The following is a 16,898-nucleotide window of genomic DNA, read 5'->3' on the forward strand; positions in this document are numbered from 1 at the left end:
ATAATGGCCCATGGTCGATTGTTTGCCGTTGCGATGCTGATCGGTGTGGGTCTGTCCGCGCCAACGATGGCGCAGGTCACGTTACCGAACAGCACCAATTCACCATTGACGTTGGATCAGGCAGAGAGTCTCGCCCTAACCAACCAGCCGCGACTGCTGGCTGCTCAGCTCCGCTCGCACGCCGCCGCCGAGCGTATCCGCGAGGCGCGAGCGGGGCTGCTTCCTACAGCATCTTTCGATGCTACCGGTGCGGAGGTCGCCGATACCGGGACAGCTACGGCTGCGGGCAACCTTACAACGTCGTCCCTTTCAGACCGATTTGCATACGGTGGAAGCCTGAGCCAACTTGTCACCGATTTTGGTCGAACCCATGCCTTGGTTGCCAGTGAACGAGCAAACTCCGAAGCCCAGGCAGATATGACGACGCTCACCCGCGCACAAGTCCGACTGAATGTGCGGGAAGCTTATTACACAGTCCTCGGAGAAGAATCAGTTCTTCACGCTGCGCAGGCTGCACTCACGAATCGGCAGTTAGTCCTGCGACAACTGAACGTCTTGGAACAAAATCAGCTCCGTTCCACGCTCGACGTCAACTTCGCCGCCGTCCTGGTCAGTCAGGCAAAACTCGCGGTTGTGCAAGCGCAGAGTGAGGGCTCGCAGGCGCGAGCAAAACTCGCCACGGCGATGGGCGAGTCTCAGCCGATTGCTGCATCGCTTGTAGATGTCGACGCTGGTACGGAGCCGTTGCCACCGGGTCCGGAAGACTCGCAGCAACAGGCACAGCTGCAGCGTGCTGACCTTTCTGCTGCCCGGGCGGAGCAGAAAGGCGCCGAGCAATTTGCCACCGCAGAGAAGCGACTCGGTTTACCGACGTTGAAGGTTCTAGCCGCTGCCGGTGACATTCCCTACCACGATCATACGTTGCACTCGAACTACGCTGCCGCCGCCTTTAACCTCGAGATTCCCGTGTTCAACGGTGGGTTGTTCAGTGCGCGGCGCGCCCAGGCGGAGCTCCAGGCCAACGCTCGTTCCGAGGATACGAAGGAGCTCTCGCTCGAAGTCTCCGAACAGGTACGCGATGCGTGGTACCGAGCCAACGAAGCGTTTCAGTCACTGGATGTCTCGAGTCAATTGGTAGCGCATGCGCGCGAGGCACTCCGTTTAGCCCAGGACCGTTACGACGCCGGTCTCGGCTCAATCGTCGAACTCAACGAAGCTCAGCTGAATGAAACATCCGCGGAAATCAACGCTGCGTCCGCGGTGGATACCTATCTCACTCGCCGGGCCGAACTCGACTTCTCCACTGGCCTGCTCAATTGACAAGGACTTCGATGCCTAAGCGACCTTCTGTTCTCGTAACGTTCCTCGCCCTCGCACCTTTGCTCAATGGTTGCCGGCAAGCACCACCTCCCGTTGCACCTGTGCCTGTCGTACCCGTAGCAACTGCCGGGCCGGCAACGCTCTCCGATGACCTTGTCGTCACCGCCGAGTTCGAGCCGTATCAATTGGTGGACGTGATGGCAAAGGTCGCGGGTTACGTGCGAGCGATCAATGTCGACATCGGAGATCACGTTCGACAAGGACAAGTGCTCGCGACGCTGGATGTGCCTGAGATGAAGGATGACGTAGCCCGAGCGAAGGCGGCACTCGCTGCCGCAGACGCCGGTGTCGTGACGGCTCAAGGTGCCATCCAGCGTGCTCAGGCGCAGGCCGACATCGCGGCGCTTTCCTTCAAGCGCATCCAGGATGTGGCCACGAAAGATAAGGGCCTCGTTCCGCGGCAAGACGTCGATGTAGCTCAGTCGCACCAGCTTGAGACTGCGGCGCAGCTTGCCAGCACGCAGTCATCGCTCAAGGCCGCGCAACAAACCAAGCTTGAGGCCGTTGAAGAGTTGGCCAGAGCACAGCAGATGTTTCAATACTCAACGATTCGCGCTCCGTTCGATGGCGTCATCACCAAACGTTACGCCAATACGGGCGCCATGGTCCAGGCTGGCACGGCCTCACAATCCCAGGCGATGCCCATCGTCACAATTGCCCAGGACAACTTGCTGCGACTCATACTCCCCGTTCCCGTATCCGATGTTGGTGACGTTCGCAACGGCGAACCGGTGAACGTCAACGTCGTAAGTCTGAACCGCGAGTTGCAAGGGACTGTCACCCGGTTCGCCGATACAGTCGCCGTCTCCACCCGCACCATGGCAACGGAGGTGGATGTCCCCAATTCTGATGGCAGCCTGATTCCTGGAATGTACGCCGAGGTTCGGTTGCATCTGGCCGACCGCAAAGACGTCCTCAGCGTTCCACTCGATGCCGTCGATGGTATCGGCACCAGCTCGCCTCAGGCGTGGGTTGTACACAACGACATCGCGCACCTGGTTTCGGTGAAACCCGGTTTGCAGACTGCTACGCGCATCCAGATCCTCTCTGGCCTCTCCTCGGGTGACCAGGTCATCGTTGGCCGCCACGCGGGTTTAGCGGAAGGCGAGAAGGTCTCTCCATCGCTGGCTACATACGAAGCACAAGAGTAGCTGTCCGAACACTAAAAGGAGCAACGCGACCACATGTCCGGTTTCTCTATTCGCAATCCGTACCTGATCGTGGTCATCTGCCTAGTTATTTCGATCCTCGGCGTGGTCAGTGTTGTCGGCATGCCTGTCGATATGTTTCCTTCGATTGAGTTGCCGGTGGTGGCAGTCGCCACGTTTTACTCCGGCATGCCGCCGCAGCAGATCGAAACCAACATCACGTATCACCTTGAACGCCAGTTCACGCTTGCCAGTGGTATCGACCATATGGAATCCCGTTCGCTGCCCGGTGTCTCGCTCATCAAGGTGTACTTCCGCACTGGCACTAACGCTGACACCGATGCGGCGACCATCTCGTCGCTGGCCATGAGCGACATCAAGGACATGCCGCCGGGCACCTATCCACCCATCATCCTCAAGCAGGATGCCTCTTCCGTCCCGGTTGCCCTCGTTCCACTGACCGGAACCGGCCTTAGTGAATCGACGCTCAAGGATATCGGGCAGAACTTCGTGCGCAACCAGTTGGCCAGCGTCGATGGCGCGTCGGTACCCCAGCCGTTCGGTGGAACCTGGCGACAGATCCAGCTCTTCGTAGATCCCTACAAGCTGGAGGCCAACCAACTCTCTCCCATGGATGTGGTGCGCGCCGTCAATCAGGCGAACGTGATTCTGCCAGCCGGCGACGCACAAATCGGCCGCCTTGACTACAACATCTACACCAACTCCATGCTTAAGGGCCCTGCCGACATCGCGCAGGTGCCGATCAAGACCGTCGTTCAATCCCCGGTGCGCGTTGGCGATGTCGCTATCCCCCAGGACGCCTTCGGTCGCCAGTACAACATCGTGCGTGTCGACGGCCAACGCGCCGTGTACCTGCCCATCTTCAAGGCCGGCAGCGACTCGAACACCATTGCCATCGTGAACGGCGTCCAGGCCACGCTCAAGAAACTCTACGATGTACCGAGTTCGCTGCGCGCTACAGTCGTCTTCGACCAGGCTCGCTTCGTCCGCACAGCAATCGAAACCCTACTCCACGAAGGTGGTGTCGGACTTTTCCTCACCTGCCTGATGATTCTTATCTTCCTCGGCAGCCTCCGCGCGACGATTGCCGTTTTCTTCTCGATCCCACTCTCCCTACTGGCAACGTTCATCGTATTGAAGCTTTCCGGTTCGTCGATCAACTCGATGGTGTTGGGAGGCCTTGCGCTTGCTCTATCGCGCCTAATCGACAACTCCGTTGTTGTGCTTGAGAATATCTTTCGCCATCTGGAAGAAGGGCAAGACCCCATCACAGCCGCTGAACAAGGCGGCAGCGAGGTCGCCCTTCCCGTCCTCGCCGGCACGCTCACCACGGTCGTCGTCTTCTTTCCCGTCACCATGCTCTATGGCGTCAGCAAGTTCCTCTTCTCCGCACTCGCGCTTGTGGTCGTCATCTCGCTCTTTGCGTCTTACTTCGTCGCACTCACTGTCGTCCCTCTCTTCTGTGCCCGCTTCATGAAGACCGGTCACGGCAACGTCGAGCACGAATCCTCGAGGACGGAGGAGACCATAGAGCCCGACCCCGCCCTGGCCGCACACCACCATGGGATTTGGGCGCGCTTCAATACGAAGTTCGCACATGGCTTCGACGCTATGTTGCACAGGTATGACCGCCTTGTATCCCGCGTACTTGATGCGCCCAAAGCGACGTTGGCAATCTTCGGCGTTATCTTTGTCGCTGGTCTATTTCTGTTCCCTCTGCTCGGTCTTTCTTTCTTTCCGCGCACAGATGCCGGGCAATTCGTGATCAACTTCAAGGCGCCTTCGGGCACCAGACTAGACGATACGAACGCCGAGACCGTTAAGCTCGAATCCATTATTCGCGGCATCGTCTCCAAGCACGACATGGGCATGATCGTGTCCAACATCGGGGTCAATCCCGGATTTTCCGCTCTTTATTCTCCCAACTCCGCGACCCATACAGGTTTCACCCAGGTCGCCCTCACACCCGACCACAGCGTCAGCAGTTTCGAATACATTCGCGAGGTTAAGCAGGCGCTAACGAAACAGATGCCGGAGCTGCAGACCTTCTTTGGTTCCGGGTCCCTCGTCGATGGCGTGCTGAACATGGGAGCACCCGCCCCGATTGACGTCCGCGTTGCGGGGAATAACATGGATGCCGACTACGATACGGCGCAGAAGATCGCATCGCAGGTTCGAGGTGTGCACGGCGTAGCAGATGTTTATATTCCGCAGGACCTCGATTATCCCTCTCTTCGAATCTCCATTGACCGCATGCGCGCCAGCGAGCTTGGCCTCACCGAACAGGAGGTCGTCTCGAACATCATCACGGCCCTCACCTCCAACCAGATGATTGCGCCTTCGATCTGGATCGATCCAAACTCTGGAAATAATTACTTCCTAACGGTCATGTACAAGGAGGATCAGGTCAAATCCATCGATGACCTCAAAGCGATTCCGTTGCATGGTACCAACTCGACGCAACCAACTCGGCTGGATATGGTCGCGGATTTCCAGCAGTTCAACGCTCCCACTGAAATGGATCACACTCAACTCCGGCGTGTACTCGACATCTACGTTCGTCCCCAAACCGAAGACCTCGGTCAGATATCCAAAGATATCCAACGCATTGTGGACGCTACTCGTCCGCCGCACGGAATCGACGTTACCCTTACCGGATCAGTTGCCAGCATGAACGCGAGTTTCCGCAGCTTCGCCATTGGCCTCACGCTCTCTGTCCTGCTGCTGTATCTGATCCTCGTAGCTCAGTTCCGTTCCTTCACCGATCCGTTTATCATTCTGCTCGCGCTCCCTCCGGGCATTCTCGGCACAATCATCACGCTGCTCCTTTGGCACACGACGCTCAACGTCATGTCACTCATGGGCGTGGTCATGCTGGCCGGCATTGCGCTTTCCAACTCCATCCTGATCGTGGAGTTCGCCCACACACTTCGCAAGCAGGGTCTGGGTGTCCGCGAGGCTATCGTCACCTCGTGCCGAGTTCGTTTGCGTCCCATCCTAATGACATCGCTGGCCACCCTCATCGGCCTGCTTCCTATGGCACTCAAGCTCGGCGAAGGGTCGGAAGCCTACGCCCCTCTCGCTCAGGCGCTCATTGGAGGTCTGGCCGTCTCGGTGGCATTGACCATCTTCCTCGTGCCAGCCGGCTTCCTCCTCGCTTATCGGAACCCACCAGCAGAGACGACCATCTAAGTAAGCGCAACTGGTAGTCCAGAAAGGACATTGCGATGCACTCGCTGATCGACGCTCTCCATGCTCAGTCTCCGCAATTCCTTCCAATCACCACCGCAGCCAAACTCGCTGTCGCACTCGCCATTGGTCTATTGATTGGTTTTGAGCGACAGTGGTCCAACAAAGACTTTGGCGTACGAACGTTTGGCCTGGCAGGCATATTGGGTGGACTCACGGCGCTGATGCCATTGCCAATATTGTTGATTTCTTTGGGCGGCATCATCGCACTTGCGATTCTCTTAAATGTTCGGGACATTCGAGTCTCGGGGTCGATGGAAGGGACGACTTCGTTGGCCTTGATCGTTACGTTCGTACTTGGCGCGCTCAGCGGTGGGGGACATATCTTCACCGCAACCGCCTCGGGCATAGTGGTCACCTGGCTGCTGTCGCTAAAGCCTCAATTTCGGGCCTTCGCAGGCGGAGTTAAGCCACAGGAGATCCGGAGCGCTCTCCTTCTCGGCTTGCTGGGATTTGTTATCTGGCCTTTGATCCCAGCGGGCCACCTCGATCCGTGGGGGCTCTTTTATCCCCGCGAGGCGTGGGTGACCGTCCTGGTCATTGCGTCGATCGGATTCCTCAATTACATTTTGCTCCGCATCTACGGAGCAAAAGGAGTAGCGTTCAGCGCAATTCTGGGCGGCCTTGTGAACTCCACGGCAACGGCTGCTGAGCTCAGCTCGACCCTTCCTGCTGCCGGTCTACTCGATGCCACAGTAGTTGCGGTTTTGCTGACGTCCACCGCGATGTTCATCCGCAACCTCTTGCTTCTTGCAGTCTTCGCACCGGCTGCGGTCGAATTTGCCATTGCTCCACTATTCGCGATGTCGCTCATCGCAGGTTGGTTTGCCTGGCGAGGGCGCTCTTTAGCGGCAACTTCCCAGGTCTCGCTTGCAATGGAGTCTCCCGTGTCGTTGGGCAAGGTGCTTCGCTTTGGCGCGCTGTTCATCGCCATTCAGATTGCTGGGACAGCGGCAACACGGTGGCTAGGGGGCGCCGGCCTATTGATCGTCAGCATAGTGGGAGGAGCAGTATCGAGCGCCAGCACAACCGCAGCCGCTGCCAATCTCAGTGGCCACGGGCACGCGTCTCCCTTTCAGGCAGCGATCGCAACCGTTGTAGCGTCTATCGTGAGCACGCTTATGAATCTTCCCTTGGTCTACCGACAAGCAAAGGCACGGACAATTTTCCCACGCGTTTTATGGGCGACCCTGCTCCAGATGCTTGCAGGAGTCGCGGCACTGATCGTAATCACGTTTTTGATCCGGCCACGTCCGTAAGCGCTGGGAACCATTTGCCACCAGCCGGCATTGCATGGTCGCCTTTATTCGTTCAATTGTTTGCGGCTTTGCGTTTCTGCGGAGATTTTGCGCGGGAAGCATCAGAAGTCAGTTCGGAAACCAAGGCCGCAGCTCTTCCCGCGGCTGCGTACAGATTGAGGCGGGAATAGACGCCGAACGATGATCCCTCGTCCAGGAAACCGCCTCCCGGCCCTTCGGTTTCTGTCAGAATTCGGTCAGCTTGCTCAAGCGTCAACGAAGGAAATGCAACCGTGAGCAGGTATCCAGCCTCAGGAGCAAGCTTGCCGACGTTTTCTGTATTGTTGGATTGCTTGGGATAGACGACCGACAAATTGTAGGTCTGGGTATCTGCATAGAAGGCTTCGTTGGCGGCTGGATTACTGAAGCGGCTGTGGTCTTCACGTGAGCATTCTTCAATCGTATTTCCGCACGCTGCCTGCAAGGCCGCAGTCACCTGGTCGCGTGCCGTTTTGATCGCAGCCGGAAAGTCTTTGATCGTAGGAACACCCTTCACCTGCTGTCCTACATAAGCAGGATCATTCGCGAGAAGATGTGCCATATCGTAGAGAGCCAGCGTTCGGCCGCCCATGACGTCCATGGCGTAATGGGCTCCTACGATGATGCGGTCATTCCCATACTCAGCGCCACGAACAATCATCTGCTGGTATCGTTCCGGCACCAGAATGGCCAGGAGTAGCACTCCCGTATAGCCGTATGTTGTGTGGCCGCTCGGGAAGGAAGGGCTATTGGTCAAGTCCATAATTGGGCCACGGTTGTATACCGTATTGCTGGCCACCACATTGAAGTAGTCCGAACCGATGATGGCCAAGACGCTTGGTTCAGTTTGAAACGGGCGCGAGTTCCCGTACGCATCTGCACCTGTATTTCCAGCGGGAAGCCCATAGCTTTTCCCAAAGACATCGGTGACCCCGGCGTTCTGCTTCAATATCTCCATCACTTGTGTTGAAACAGCGTTCTTTCCGTCGGTCGTAGCGTTGGCGAAGAAGTATTTCCCCGAGTTGGAATTTATTCCGCTGACCGCAAGGGCGTACGCGATCAAGTTAGCGACGGAGTCGGAAACGCTGGTAAAGTCGTGCGGATCGCTATAGTGAGCGCGCGCTACGTAGGCAGCGCCAAGTGTAGTCCCGAGTCCATCTGCAAGCTGTTCGAGATTACCGCTCGTGATGCTGGCATCTCGCAACGCTTGTTGTTGCTGTTCGGCGAAAGGTAGAAGAGTCGATTGCCGCATCACGCCGGTCTGGATGCCGCCGGTGACTGTGTAATTCGCTGCTAGAGCCGCCTTACCTTCGGTCGTGTTGGCCAACACGGTGACAGGTGCAAGTCCGCGGAGCGCAACGAGATCGGTAGCCGATTGACCGTACGCTTGCATCGGAGTCAGCACGCATGCCGCCGCCGCGAGCAATACTGATTTTCCAAACATTTCCATTGCCAAACCCTCCTCGTGCGCTCCGAATGGTCACTGTATCATCAAAGACTTTCTGGCTCGAAGAAATTCCACGACCGAAACTACCGGCCCGCGCGAATCGCGGTAAGACCGCACTTTGCTCTGCAGCGTAAACGCGCGCGCCCATTTCGGAATCAAAGATTATTGACAGGTCCACCTGAAGAGGGAATATCGATGCCGGATCAAAAAACAAAAACGTCAAAATCAATGTCAGCAGCGGGAGCGGCCGAGCCTGATACGTTAGAGCAGCCAGATCCTGAAGGCCTCTCGCCAATTTCACGTCGTAGCTTTGTCGGAGCGGCGGCTCTCGCCGGCGCCACCATCCTAAGCCCTATGGCCTTGACGCAGAGTCGTCAGCAAACGCTAAGCGGCCGCCAAGGCGATAACGCCAGCGATCCAGGTCCGGAAAATGCCCCGCTTCTAGCGATGAATCATAGCGCCAACACGCCGCCGTTCACCGACACCGGGAACCCTGGTCCTGTCTGGTATTCCTTCGATTTGACGCCCAAGCGCCTCGAAGGGGGCGGTTGGACGCATCAGGTAACGGAGCGTGAACTCCCTCCCTCCAAAGATCTCGCGGGCGTAAATATGCGGCTGACCGCAGGAAGCTTCCGCGAACTGCATTGGCACTTGGCCGATGAGTGGGCGATCATGCTTGCGGGTAAGGCCCGGGTGAGTGTGATGCAGCCGGACGGCAAGATGTTCATCGACGACATTGGGGTGAACGACCTGTGGTATTTCCCGGCCGGAATGCCTCACTCGATCCAAGGCCTCGAAGGGGAGGGATGCGAGTTTTTGCTGGTCTTCGATCAAGGCGCGTTCTCGGAGGACGACACCTTTCTCATCTCCGAACTGCTCGCGCACACGCCTCCGGAGATCATCGAGAAAAATATGGGGTGGACTCGCCAGGAATGGGACCAGCTTCCTGCAACCCAACTTTACATCTTCCCGGCCGATCTACCCGATAACCTGAACGCGGACAATCGATTCCTCGGGTCGAATCGGGAAACGCAGACGCAATTCACCTTCAAGATGTCGAGCATGGCGCCCACCGTCAAAGCTACGGGCGGAGAGGTACGGATTATCGATTCGAAGAACTTTCCGGTATCTACCAATATTGCTGCCGCGCAAGTGACGCTGAAGCCGGGCGCGATTCGTGAGCTGCACTGGCATCCGAATGTGAGCGAGTGGCAGTACTGGATTAAAGGGAAGGGCCGCATGACCATCGTAACAGCCGAGGGAAAGGCCCGAACCATGGACTTTAACGCCAATGACGTTGGGTTTGTTCCCGCCATGGCGGGGCACTATATCGAAAACACCGGAAACGAAGACTTGGTCTTTCTGGAGATGTTCAAGACAGGACACTACGCCGATTTCTCTGTAAACGAATGGATCGCCCGTATGCCCGATAGGATGGCGCAAGCTCATTTGAAGCTTCCGCTCTCCGTAATCCGGCGTGCGCCGCAAACGAAGAATCCGATTCTGCCAAAGTGATGGCAGCAGGGCCGTCTCGGGTAGATGGCCCTGCGCTCGGATATTTCTGCCGTCTTAGTGGGCGTTATTTGTCGACTTTGAACCGGTAGGTGAACTGTAGATAAGCAATGGTTAGAGGTGCGCCATGATGAGCGCTCGTCATAACGGCTCCGGGAAAGAAGTGGCCGACACCGATGTTCGTCACAAATGACTGATGGAAGATGTATTTCGCCGATGCGTCAAACTCGGTGCCGATATCGTCGCTCGTGAAGCCACCCTTTGGCGCAGCGAAGATGGGTGTGCCCGCGCTTGAGTACACCGTGTCGTTTGTGGTGGCCAAGTGGAGCGAACCGAGCTGCAACACCGCCAACAGATTCTTTCGCGGATCGAAGGAAAAGTTTAGGCGATCTTGCTTGATGTTCTGAAAGCCGAAGAGGTCCACCAGACCGAACGCATCGTGATTGCTGGGATACTGCTGGTCATATGTTCCGTATTGGTTAGGATTCCGCAGCAAGTTGCCGGTGGCGTAGTCGTATTCGCCACCGAGGTGCAACTGCCAAGGCGCTTTATAGATTGCCCAGCCTCCACGAAATATTGCCGCGCCGGCTTGGATGGAATCGTTACTGTAACTCCCTCGCTGAAGATCCCCGGTCCCTGAGGAGTCAAAGCCGAGCGGCAATTTCGTGTCGTAGTAAGCGCCAAAGGTTGTGGCGATCTTATTACCCTTTAAACCTTGGTTGCTGGTTACGCCTCTCGTTGCGTGCACGAGGACAAAAGGGCCAAACGTCGTTTTCGGAATGAGAGTGGTGAATTTGCCTTCCGCACCGTGAAAGGTGAGACCGGCTCCGTGTTTATCCAGACTCGTCGGCGCAATGACAACGACCGCACTGGTAAAGAGGTCGACGTAGTTCTTATCGTTTCCGATCCTCAGTAGAGCTGCGTCAAACGTTCGGCTGACGTTTGTCCAGTCGCTAATACCAACCACGCGCTCATCCCCATACTTGAGCTCCTGGCGACCGACTTTGAATTGAACAAATTTCGGGCCAGTTTGGATGTAAGCCTGACGAAAATCGAAGGTGTCGCGCATGTTCGACGCAACGTCGCGGACGGGTAACCCAAGGGCGTGCAGATCCATGAACTGCAGATACCCGGTGAACCAATCGGCTGGATGTAGCTTGACGCCTCCCCACACACGCGTTAGTTCATACAGGCGGTCTTTGCCACTGACATATCCGAGAGAGGTTTGCTCTTCCGTACGACCGCGAAGCTCCATGTCGAGCGTCATCCAGTTGGGCAACGCAGACCAGTGGAGGGGCTGCTGGATGCCTTCTTTCTTTGGGTAGAGCTCCTGTTGAGCCGAAAGAACCGGAGTCCCCACAAGAAGTAAAAAAAGAATCGGTAGGTGGATCCATATTCGTCTCAATCGGGCCCTCGCAAAGCAACGCACTTGACTGAACCGCAAGTATCTTATGAATAGCTTCCTGAAAAGAGGCGGCAACGCCTGCTACGGGTTGGACGTAAGTTGCCACCCTACAAGTTGTTTGTTCACAACTGTGCGCTGCAAAGAGGGCCCACCCTTTGGCGACAATCGCAACGCCCTTGTTTGTAGCATTCGTACTCCGGCGACAGTCCGCTGTGCGTCGAGAAATGGATAACTCACGATGACTCACACGTTGCCCGATCGGTCTCCCAAGACGCTGAGAAAGCTAAGGAAGGCGACAAACTCCGCGGTGTGAAGGTAGTACCTGCGTATGTCTCCGTCGTGCTGTCCATGAATCAAATCAGCAAGTGCAAGTATGAGCGCGGACCTGCACAGAGCTATGGTCAATGGCTTCATTGCCGGCAGCCCACCCCTTGTTGGCGCGGTGGGCGCAATGGCTCCCGAAAAACGGGGCGGTCTCAACGGGTCGATGCAACACTATCTGATTTGGAGGTGGTGTTGATGAGACAAGGGAGACGGTATGGGCTTTCTGCGGAGCAGAAGGCCGAGATATGGCAGCGTTGGAAGGTGGGCGCGTCGTTGCATGAGATTGGACGGGCCTTTGGCAAGGATCATGGCTCGATCCAGTTTCTGTTAGCGCAGCACGGCGGGATCGCTCCGGCCGTCCGTCGCCGGTCACAGCGAACCCTCACGTTGGCTGAGCGGGAAGAGATCTCACGAGGGATAGCTTCCGGTTCGTCGACTCGTGAGATCGCCAGAGGGCTCGGTCGAGCTGCGTCGACGGTAAGTCGAGAGGTGGCACGTCACGGCGGCCGTCCAGCGTATCGAGCCAGTGAAGCCGATCAACAGGCGTGGATATTGGCTCTGCGACCCAAGGCCTGCCAGCTTGCCAGGCACAGGAAGCTGCGCCTGATCGTGGCCGGTAAACTGATCCAGAACTGGTCGCCACAACAGATCTCCGGTTGGCTGAAGCGACGCCATCCCCGCAACGAGAGCATGCGCGTGTCCCACGAGACCCTCTACCGCAGTTTATTCATCCAGGCTCGAGGAGTGCTGAAAAAGGAGCTGATTCAGCATCTTCGGTCGAAGCGATTCATCCGTCGCTCGGTACACGCTCGAGCAACAGGGCACTCCCAGGGTCAGATCGTCGATGCCATCTCTATCCGCGAGCGGCCCGCAGAGATTGAGGACCGCGCCATCCCCGGTCACTGGGAGGGCGATCTGCTGGCAGGCAGCAAGAACACCCACATCGCCACCCTGGTCGAACGACATTCGCGTTTCGTCATCCTGGTTAAGGTTCCAAGCAAGGACACGGCGACCGTGGTCGCTGCGCTGAGCCGGCAGGTTCGTAAACTCCCCGCATCGTTGATGCGCTCGTTGACCTGGGATCGAGGACTAGAGCTGGCCAGTCACAAGAACTTCACGGTCGCCACCAAGGTCGACGTCTACTTCTGCGATCCGCAGAGCCCGTGGCAGCGCGGCTCCAACGAAAACACCAACGGTCTGCTGCGACAGTACTTCCCGAAGAAAACCGACTTGTCCGGTTACTCCCAGGCCGACCTCGACAAGGTGGCTCGGCAACTCAACCAACGCCCTCGGAAAACTTTGGACTTCGATACTCCTGCGAGTAAACTCCATGCCAGTGTTGCATCGACCCGTTGAGACCGCCCGGGTTTTGGGAAACTTGGCCGTAGTTGCTTAAAACTCAACTTTGCGGGAGGTGCCTCAACTTGAACTTTGGATCGTGGAAATAAAGTCAAATCCTTTTTCCTGGCCATAGCCAATGCCTTGTAATAAGGGACGGCGTGCCAAAATGCCTTCGGAAGCAAGATTTTCAAGAAGGGCCGTGATGCGCTTCAGCATTTCTTTCTTGTCGCGGGCATCCGCATCCTTCCAAAGTTGCGCGCAACCACCCTCGATAAGTACACGGCCAGCCGTCCACACGTATTTGCGAGAGCGTTCGGCTTTGACAATTATCGTTTTGACCTCTCGTGCCGTCTGGGGTAACTCTGACATGAGACCCATCCTAGCAGCCACTTCTTCTACTCTATCCGCTTCTTTGAGACTGCCATTATTTCGCTACAGGCTCCTGCAGAATCGCGACCAACTCTTCCCACTCCAACACTATGGAGCACGAGTGACGCTGGAAATAGGTAACTTAGCCGTCGGATATGGCGCATAGAATTCGGCTTGTTCTGGCACGCATTGATCAACCTCCGGCAAAACGGTGTTTCATCTAAGTTCGCTATGAGTCGCCGGAAGTTACGACCAGCTGCAGTATATGCGAGTGGATGTTAGGTAGGGATTGTTTCTATGCTTCGTCGATCCTCGCGAAGTATGGAATGCGCCGAGCGCATTATCGAATCAGCTGCACGTCCATTTTCAGACGGTAAGCCACCGGTTTCCCGTCCGAGTAGGCCGGAATAAACTTCCAGTCCAGTGCCGCCCGCAGCAGCTCGGCATCGCTCCGCGGTGCCATCATCTTCGCTGACTGCACCTTCCCCGCCTGGTCGATCGTGAGCAGAAGAGTGTCTTCCGCCTGCTGGAAAGCCTGTTCCCCGACCGGAGGCGGCGGTCTCCAAAGCGAAATCGCCTTCGGTTCCTTATCGGCCGCATAAAGCCCGGTCGGCTCCTGATCCCTAACGAAAACCGGGCCTGGCCCGCTCACACCCAGAGCGCCGTAGACCATCTGGCCGCCGTTCTGCTGCGTGGGATCCGCTTTCAGGAACTCATAGACCGGCGGTTCCTCATTCCATTTCGACGGCTGCGTGGCAGAAGCAACCTTCTCCACCTGTGCCTCGATTCCTCGCGAACGTGCTTCCAAGATGGCGGCTTTTGCTCGCGCGACGTCGCCACTCGGCCATGCTGCCTCTAACTGTGCCCATGCCCGCTCCGGCCTCCCGCTGTACAGGTACGCCCATACGATTTCCAACACCATCGTCTTCGTCCTACGCAGCCGAGCTTCCACCTCCGCTGGCGCCATGCCGTCGATCAGTCGGCCATCACTGCTCTGAAACTCCTCAAGTTCTTGCGCCGTCAGGCCATGGCGTAGCGCGGCAATCTGACGGTCGTACTTCGAGCGATACCATGCGCTTACATCCAAAAGCCCACCACGCTCCAGCCTCAATGCCATCATCGGAGGAGACGTGAAGTCTGAATGCTTTAGGCCGTCGAAATCCTCCACCCCTGAGGCATCCGTCGTCCAGATAGCTACCTGCCCGTTGAACTCCGCATCAGCCGCCCGATACATATCTGCGCCCGTCAACGTCAATAGCTTCCGCGGCTTCCTTCCCATCGACCAGACTTCGTAGTACTGTCGCCAGTTGTCTTGAGCCGGTCGCACTACGAAGGCGATGACCGGTTCTCCCATCCCCAGGTCGGCTCCAATCACATCAATATCCACCTGCTCTGCTGTCGGCACCACTACAGCTCCACCGGTGCCCCAGCGCAACACAGCTTCACAGGCCCGTGTCCCGAATCCCCTACTCTTGACCGAGCCAACGTGCACCGTAACGCCTGCCAGCGTCGAATCGAAGTGCCCGGATCCTCGGTCGCACACCACCTGCCGTGACTGCGCCCAGCCCCCCGCTGACGCCATCCAGACTAGCAACAGCGTCCATTCTTTTGTAGGCCTCATCTTGCACCGTACCTTCCCGAACTCGACTACGCCCATCCTGCCGCTGGTTACGTTAGATCGAGAACCAATAAAGCATACGTGAATGCCTCTCTCTCTCTCACTCACACAGAATGAACCTGAGATCAATAAGTGCGATTCGCATGGAGCTACTGCCCGGGAAACGGTGTTTCCACCAAGTTCATTCGGCCGGAGGGCATTGGCGAACTTAGTCAAAAACCCGACTTTACAGGAGCATGGCCCGCAAGTCAGGCATCGGTAACAGAGGTGCGTAAAGCAACATTGCGATGCGTTAGTGTTTGGTTCAAGCTCTCACTAATACCTGGTTGTGCCAAAAATGACGTCGACCCCTGGGGGCACAGTAACGCTCGCTGTTGCGCTTGTGGTGAAAGCCGGATTGATCTGGCCGTACGGAACGGCCGTGAGCGTATAGCTATAAACACCAGGCGTCAAAGTCTCGACTTTGCTGCCACAGGCAGTGGTTCCCATCAGTCCAATCAGCAGACCAACCGCCAGAAGTAACCGCGTGTACCCGTTCTCTTTCTTTCTGCGAAGTCCGAGACCCAGCATAAATGCCGCTGCAAACGCCCATTGCACCACGTGTCTACCGGCAGCGTAGGTGGTACCCACTGCGGGCAGAGGTGCCTGTGAGCTGATGTTTATGCTCCCTGTCGCCGTCGCATCGGCAGTGATCGGAATGGGCGGAAGAGGAGGTCCGCCACCTGGACAATTAGGTTCCATCACTCCGGCTGGCGGATTCGGTGGCGTACAGCTAACACCCACCTCCCCTGCGAATCCATTGACTGAGGTCAACGTGAACGAAATGCTACCCACTCCGCTGTTGGGCATGGTCACATTGTTGGTTGTAATGATGACGCTAGATTTGGCGACAGGCGCTTGGGCGTTGCACAAGCTGAAAGTCACCGTTAAAAGAAGCCCAAGACCACTCAGTACTTTATTTCTCGACATTCCTGAAACCTCTCGGACACCTTCGCGGCAGCCTCGCCGCTGGATAGGCACTCGGACAAAGCGATTGAAGCGTCGCATGAAATTGTATACGTCGACGTCCTTGCTGGCGCGACCGAGTTTGAGAATACTCTGCCGCCATGCTCACGGTCCTTCCACATAACGCCTACGGTATTTGTAGTCGCATGCGCCACAGGCTCGCGTCGATGTCGCCTCAAAAGCATTGATGCCGTGCAGCAAGAGTCCTCAAAATGGGATTATCGCCAAGTTCGTTCCGTCGGTGGCCGGAGTTAGTGAACTTGGCCAAAATGCGACTTTTCAAGACGTTGGGTTCTCCGAATCATGCTCTCACTTTAGATAGAACCTTGATCTCAGTCTTCTATCTGCACGCTGTACACGCCCAGCGTCATGTCTTACGCTGGTAACACTTCATCTGGGACGGAAACGAAGTGAAGAAAAAGTGGATTATCGGGACGATAGCACTCGGTATTCTTGCCGTTTACATGAACAATCGTTCTGGTTCTGTCAGGGAGTCAGGGCAGCCCACGCTCCTTGCGCACCGTGGCGTACACCAGAACTACACGCACGAGGGTGTAACGGACGACACATGCACCGCATCCACGATCTACCCTCCCCAAAACACCTTCATCGAAGACACGATACCTGCGATCGAAGAAGCCTTTCGCGATGGCGCGGACGTCGTCGACCTGGATGTTCACCTTACTTCAGACGGCCGCTTTGTGGTGTTTCACGACTGGAATGTCGACTGTCGGACAAACGGTCACGGTGAAACGGATCATCTGGCCCTTGCTTTCCTGAAATCTCTCGACGTGGGCTACGG

At 56.8% G+C, this 16,898-nt stretch carries 12 protein-coding genes; 7 read left to right on the forward strand and 5 right to left on the reverse strand.

The window, feature by feature from the left end; genetic code table 11:
- Positions 1 to 3: 3 nt before the first annotated feature.
- Genes GSQ80_RS19960 through GSQ80_RS19975 form a run of 4 tightly spaced genes read left to right on the forward strand, consistent with a single transcriptional unit; the run spans position 4 to position 7,057 of the window.
- On the forward strand, positions 4 to 1,320 hold the full coding sequence (locus GSQ80_RS19960) for a TolC family protein (RefSeq protein ID WP_158789401.1): 1,317 nt from the start codon (positions 4 to 6) through the stop codon (positions 1,318 to 1,320).
- 11 nt (positions 1,321 to 1,331) lie between these two features.
- Positions 1,332 to 2,531, forward strand: coding sequence for an efflux RND transporter periplasmic adaptor subunit (locus tag GSQ80_RS19965; protein ID WP_158789402.1), 1,200 nt, complete (start codon positions 1,332 to 1,334; stop codon positions 2,529 to 2,531).
- Between the two features lie 33 nt (positions 2,532 to 2,564).
- Positions 2,565 to 5,741 (forward strand): efflux RND transporter permease subunit, encoded by a 3,177-nt coding sequence (locus tag GSQ80_RS19970; RefSeq protein WP_158789403.1) that lies wholly within the window; start codon positions 2,565 to 2,567, stop codon positions 5,739 to 5,741.
- A gap of 35 nt (positions 5,742 to 5,776) precedes the next feature.
- The gene (locus GSQ80_RS19975) at positions 5,777 to 7,057 is read left to right on the forward strand and encodes a DUF4010 domain-containing protein (protein ID WP_158789404.1); all 1,281 of its coding nucleotides are present in this window, start codon (positions 5,777 to 5,779) and stop codon (positions 7,055 to 7,057) included.
- Between the two features lie 52 nt (positions 7,058 to 7,109).
- On the opposite strand, the gene GSQ80_RS19980 is transcribed toward GSQ80_RS19975, so the two are convergent.
- Complete coding sequence (locus GSQ80_RS19980; protein ID WP_254059804.1) at positions 7,110 to 8,525, reverse strand: phosphatase PAP2 family protein; 1,416 nt, start codon at positions 8,523 to 8,525, stop codon at positions 7,110 to 7,112.
- Positions 8,526 to 8,717: 192 nt separating this feature from the next.
- Between GSQ80_RS19980 and GSQ80_RS19985 the strand changes: the two genes are divergently transcribed.
- Complete coding sequence (locus tag GSQ80_RS19985; RefSeq protein ID WP_254059805.1) at positions 8,718 to 10,037, forward strand: cupin domain-containing protein; 1,320 nt, start codon at positions 8,718 to 8,720, stop codon at positions 10,035 to 10,037.
- Between the two features lie 64 nt (positions 10,038 to 10,101).
- Here the strand turns inward: GSQ80_RS19985 and GSQ80_RS19990 are convergent, their stop codons facing one another.
- Positions 10,102 to 11,439, reverse strand: a complete 1,338-nt coding sequence (locus GSQ80_RS19990; protein WP_158789405.1) for an alginate export family protein — start codon at positions 11,437 to 11,439, stop codon at positions 10,102 to 10,104.
- Between the two features lie 519 nt (positions 11,440 to 11,958).
- Between GSQ80_RS19990 and GSQ80_RS19995 the strand changes: the two genes are divergently transcribed.
- Positions 11,959 to 13,119: an IS30 family transposase gene (locus tag GSQ80_RS19995; RefSeq protein ID WP_158789406.1), complete on the forward strand. Its 1,161-nt coding sequence runs from the start codon at positions 11,959 to 11,961 to the stop codon at positions 13,117 to 13,119.
- Positions 13,120 to 13,182: 63 nt separating this feature from the next.
- Here GSQ80_RS19995 and GSQ80_RS20000 read toward each other — a convergent pair whose 3' ends face one another.
- The 3 genes from GSQ80_RS20000 to GSQ80_RS20010 form a co-directional block, all read right to left on the reverse strand.
- A complete protein-coding gene (locus GSQ80_RS20000) occupies positions 13,183 to 13,473 on the reverse strand; it encodes a hypothetical protein (RefSeq protein ID WP_158789407.1) in 291 nt (96 codons plus the stop codon).
- Positions 13,474 to 13,813: 340 nt separating this feature from the next.
- Positions 13,814 to 15,094 (reverse strand): energy transducer TonB, encoded by a 1,281-nt coding sequence (locus tag GSQ80_RS20005; protein WP_158789408.1) that lies wholly within the window; start codon positions 15,092 to 15,094, stop codon positions 13,814 to 13,816.
- A gap of 312 nt (positions 15,095 to 15,406) precedes the next feature.
- Positions 15,407 to 15,832: a hypothetical protein gene (locus tag GSQ80_RS20010; RefSeq protein ID WP_158789409.1), complete on the reverse strand. Its 426-nt coding sequence runs from the start codon at positions 15,830 to 15,832 to the stop codon at positions 15,407 to 15,409.
- 674 nt (positions 15,833 to 16,506) lie between these two features.
- Between GSQ80_RS20010 and GSQ80_RS20015 the strand changes: the two genes are divergently transcribed.
- Positions 16,507 to 16,898, forward strand: a 392-nt coding sequence (locus tag GSQ80_RS20015; RefSeq protein WP_305794650.1) for a glycerophosphodiester phosphodiesterase family protein, incomplete at its 3' end; no start/stop codon positions are given.

Source organism: Granulicella sp. L46 (genome assembly GCF_009765785.1).
GTDB lineage: Bacteria > Acidobacteriota > Terriglobia > Terriglobales > Acidobacteriaceae > Granulicella.

What these genes read in the sequence shown, in the direction of transcription:
- GSQ80_RS19960 (WP_158789401.1), top strand. Translation starts at nt 4, where the DNA reads ATGGCCCATGGTCGATTGTTTGCCGTTGCGATGCTGATCGGTGTGGGT.
- GSQ80_RS19965 (WP_158789402.1), top strand. Translation starts at nt 1,332, where the DNA reads ATGCCTAAGCGACCTTCTGTTCTCGTAACGTTCCTCGCCCTCGCACCT.
- GSQ80_RS19970 (WP_158789403.1), top strand. Translation starts at nt 2,565, where the DNA reads ATGTCCGGTTTCTCTATTCGCAATCCGTACCTGATCGTGGTCATCTGC.
- GSQ80_RS19975 (WP_158789404.1), top strand. Translation starts at nt 5,777, where the DNA reads ATGCACTCGCTGATCGACGCTCTCCATGCTCAGTCTCCGCAATTCCTT.
- GSQ80_RS19980 (WP_254059804.1), bottom strand. Translation starts at nt 8,525, where the DNA reads ATGGAAATGTTTGGAAAATCAGTATTGCTCGCGGCGGCGGCATGCGTG.
- GSQ80_RS19985 (WP_254059805.1), top strand. Translation starts at nt 8,718, where the DNA reads ATGCCGGATCAAAAAACAAAAACGTCAAAATCAATGTCAGCAGCGGGA.
- GSQ80_RS19995 (WP_158789406.1), top strand. Translation starts at nt 11,959, where the DNA reads ATGAGACAAGGGAGACGGTATGGGCTTTCTGCGGAGCAGAAGGCCGAG.
- GSQ80_RS20000 (WP_158789407.1), bottom strand. Translation starts at nt 13,473, where the DNA reads ATGTCAGAGTTACCCCAGACGGCACGAGAGGTCAAAACGATAATTGTC.
- GSQ80_RS20005 (WP_158789408.1), bottom strand. Translation starts at nt 15,094, where the DNA reads ATGAGGCCTACAAAAGAATGGACGCTGTTGCTAGTCTGGATGGCGTCA.
- GSQ80_RS20010 (WP_158789409.1), bottom strand. Translation starts at nt 15,832, where the DNA reads ATGGAACCTAATTGTCCAGGTGGCGGACCTCCTCTTCCGCCCATTCCG.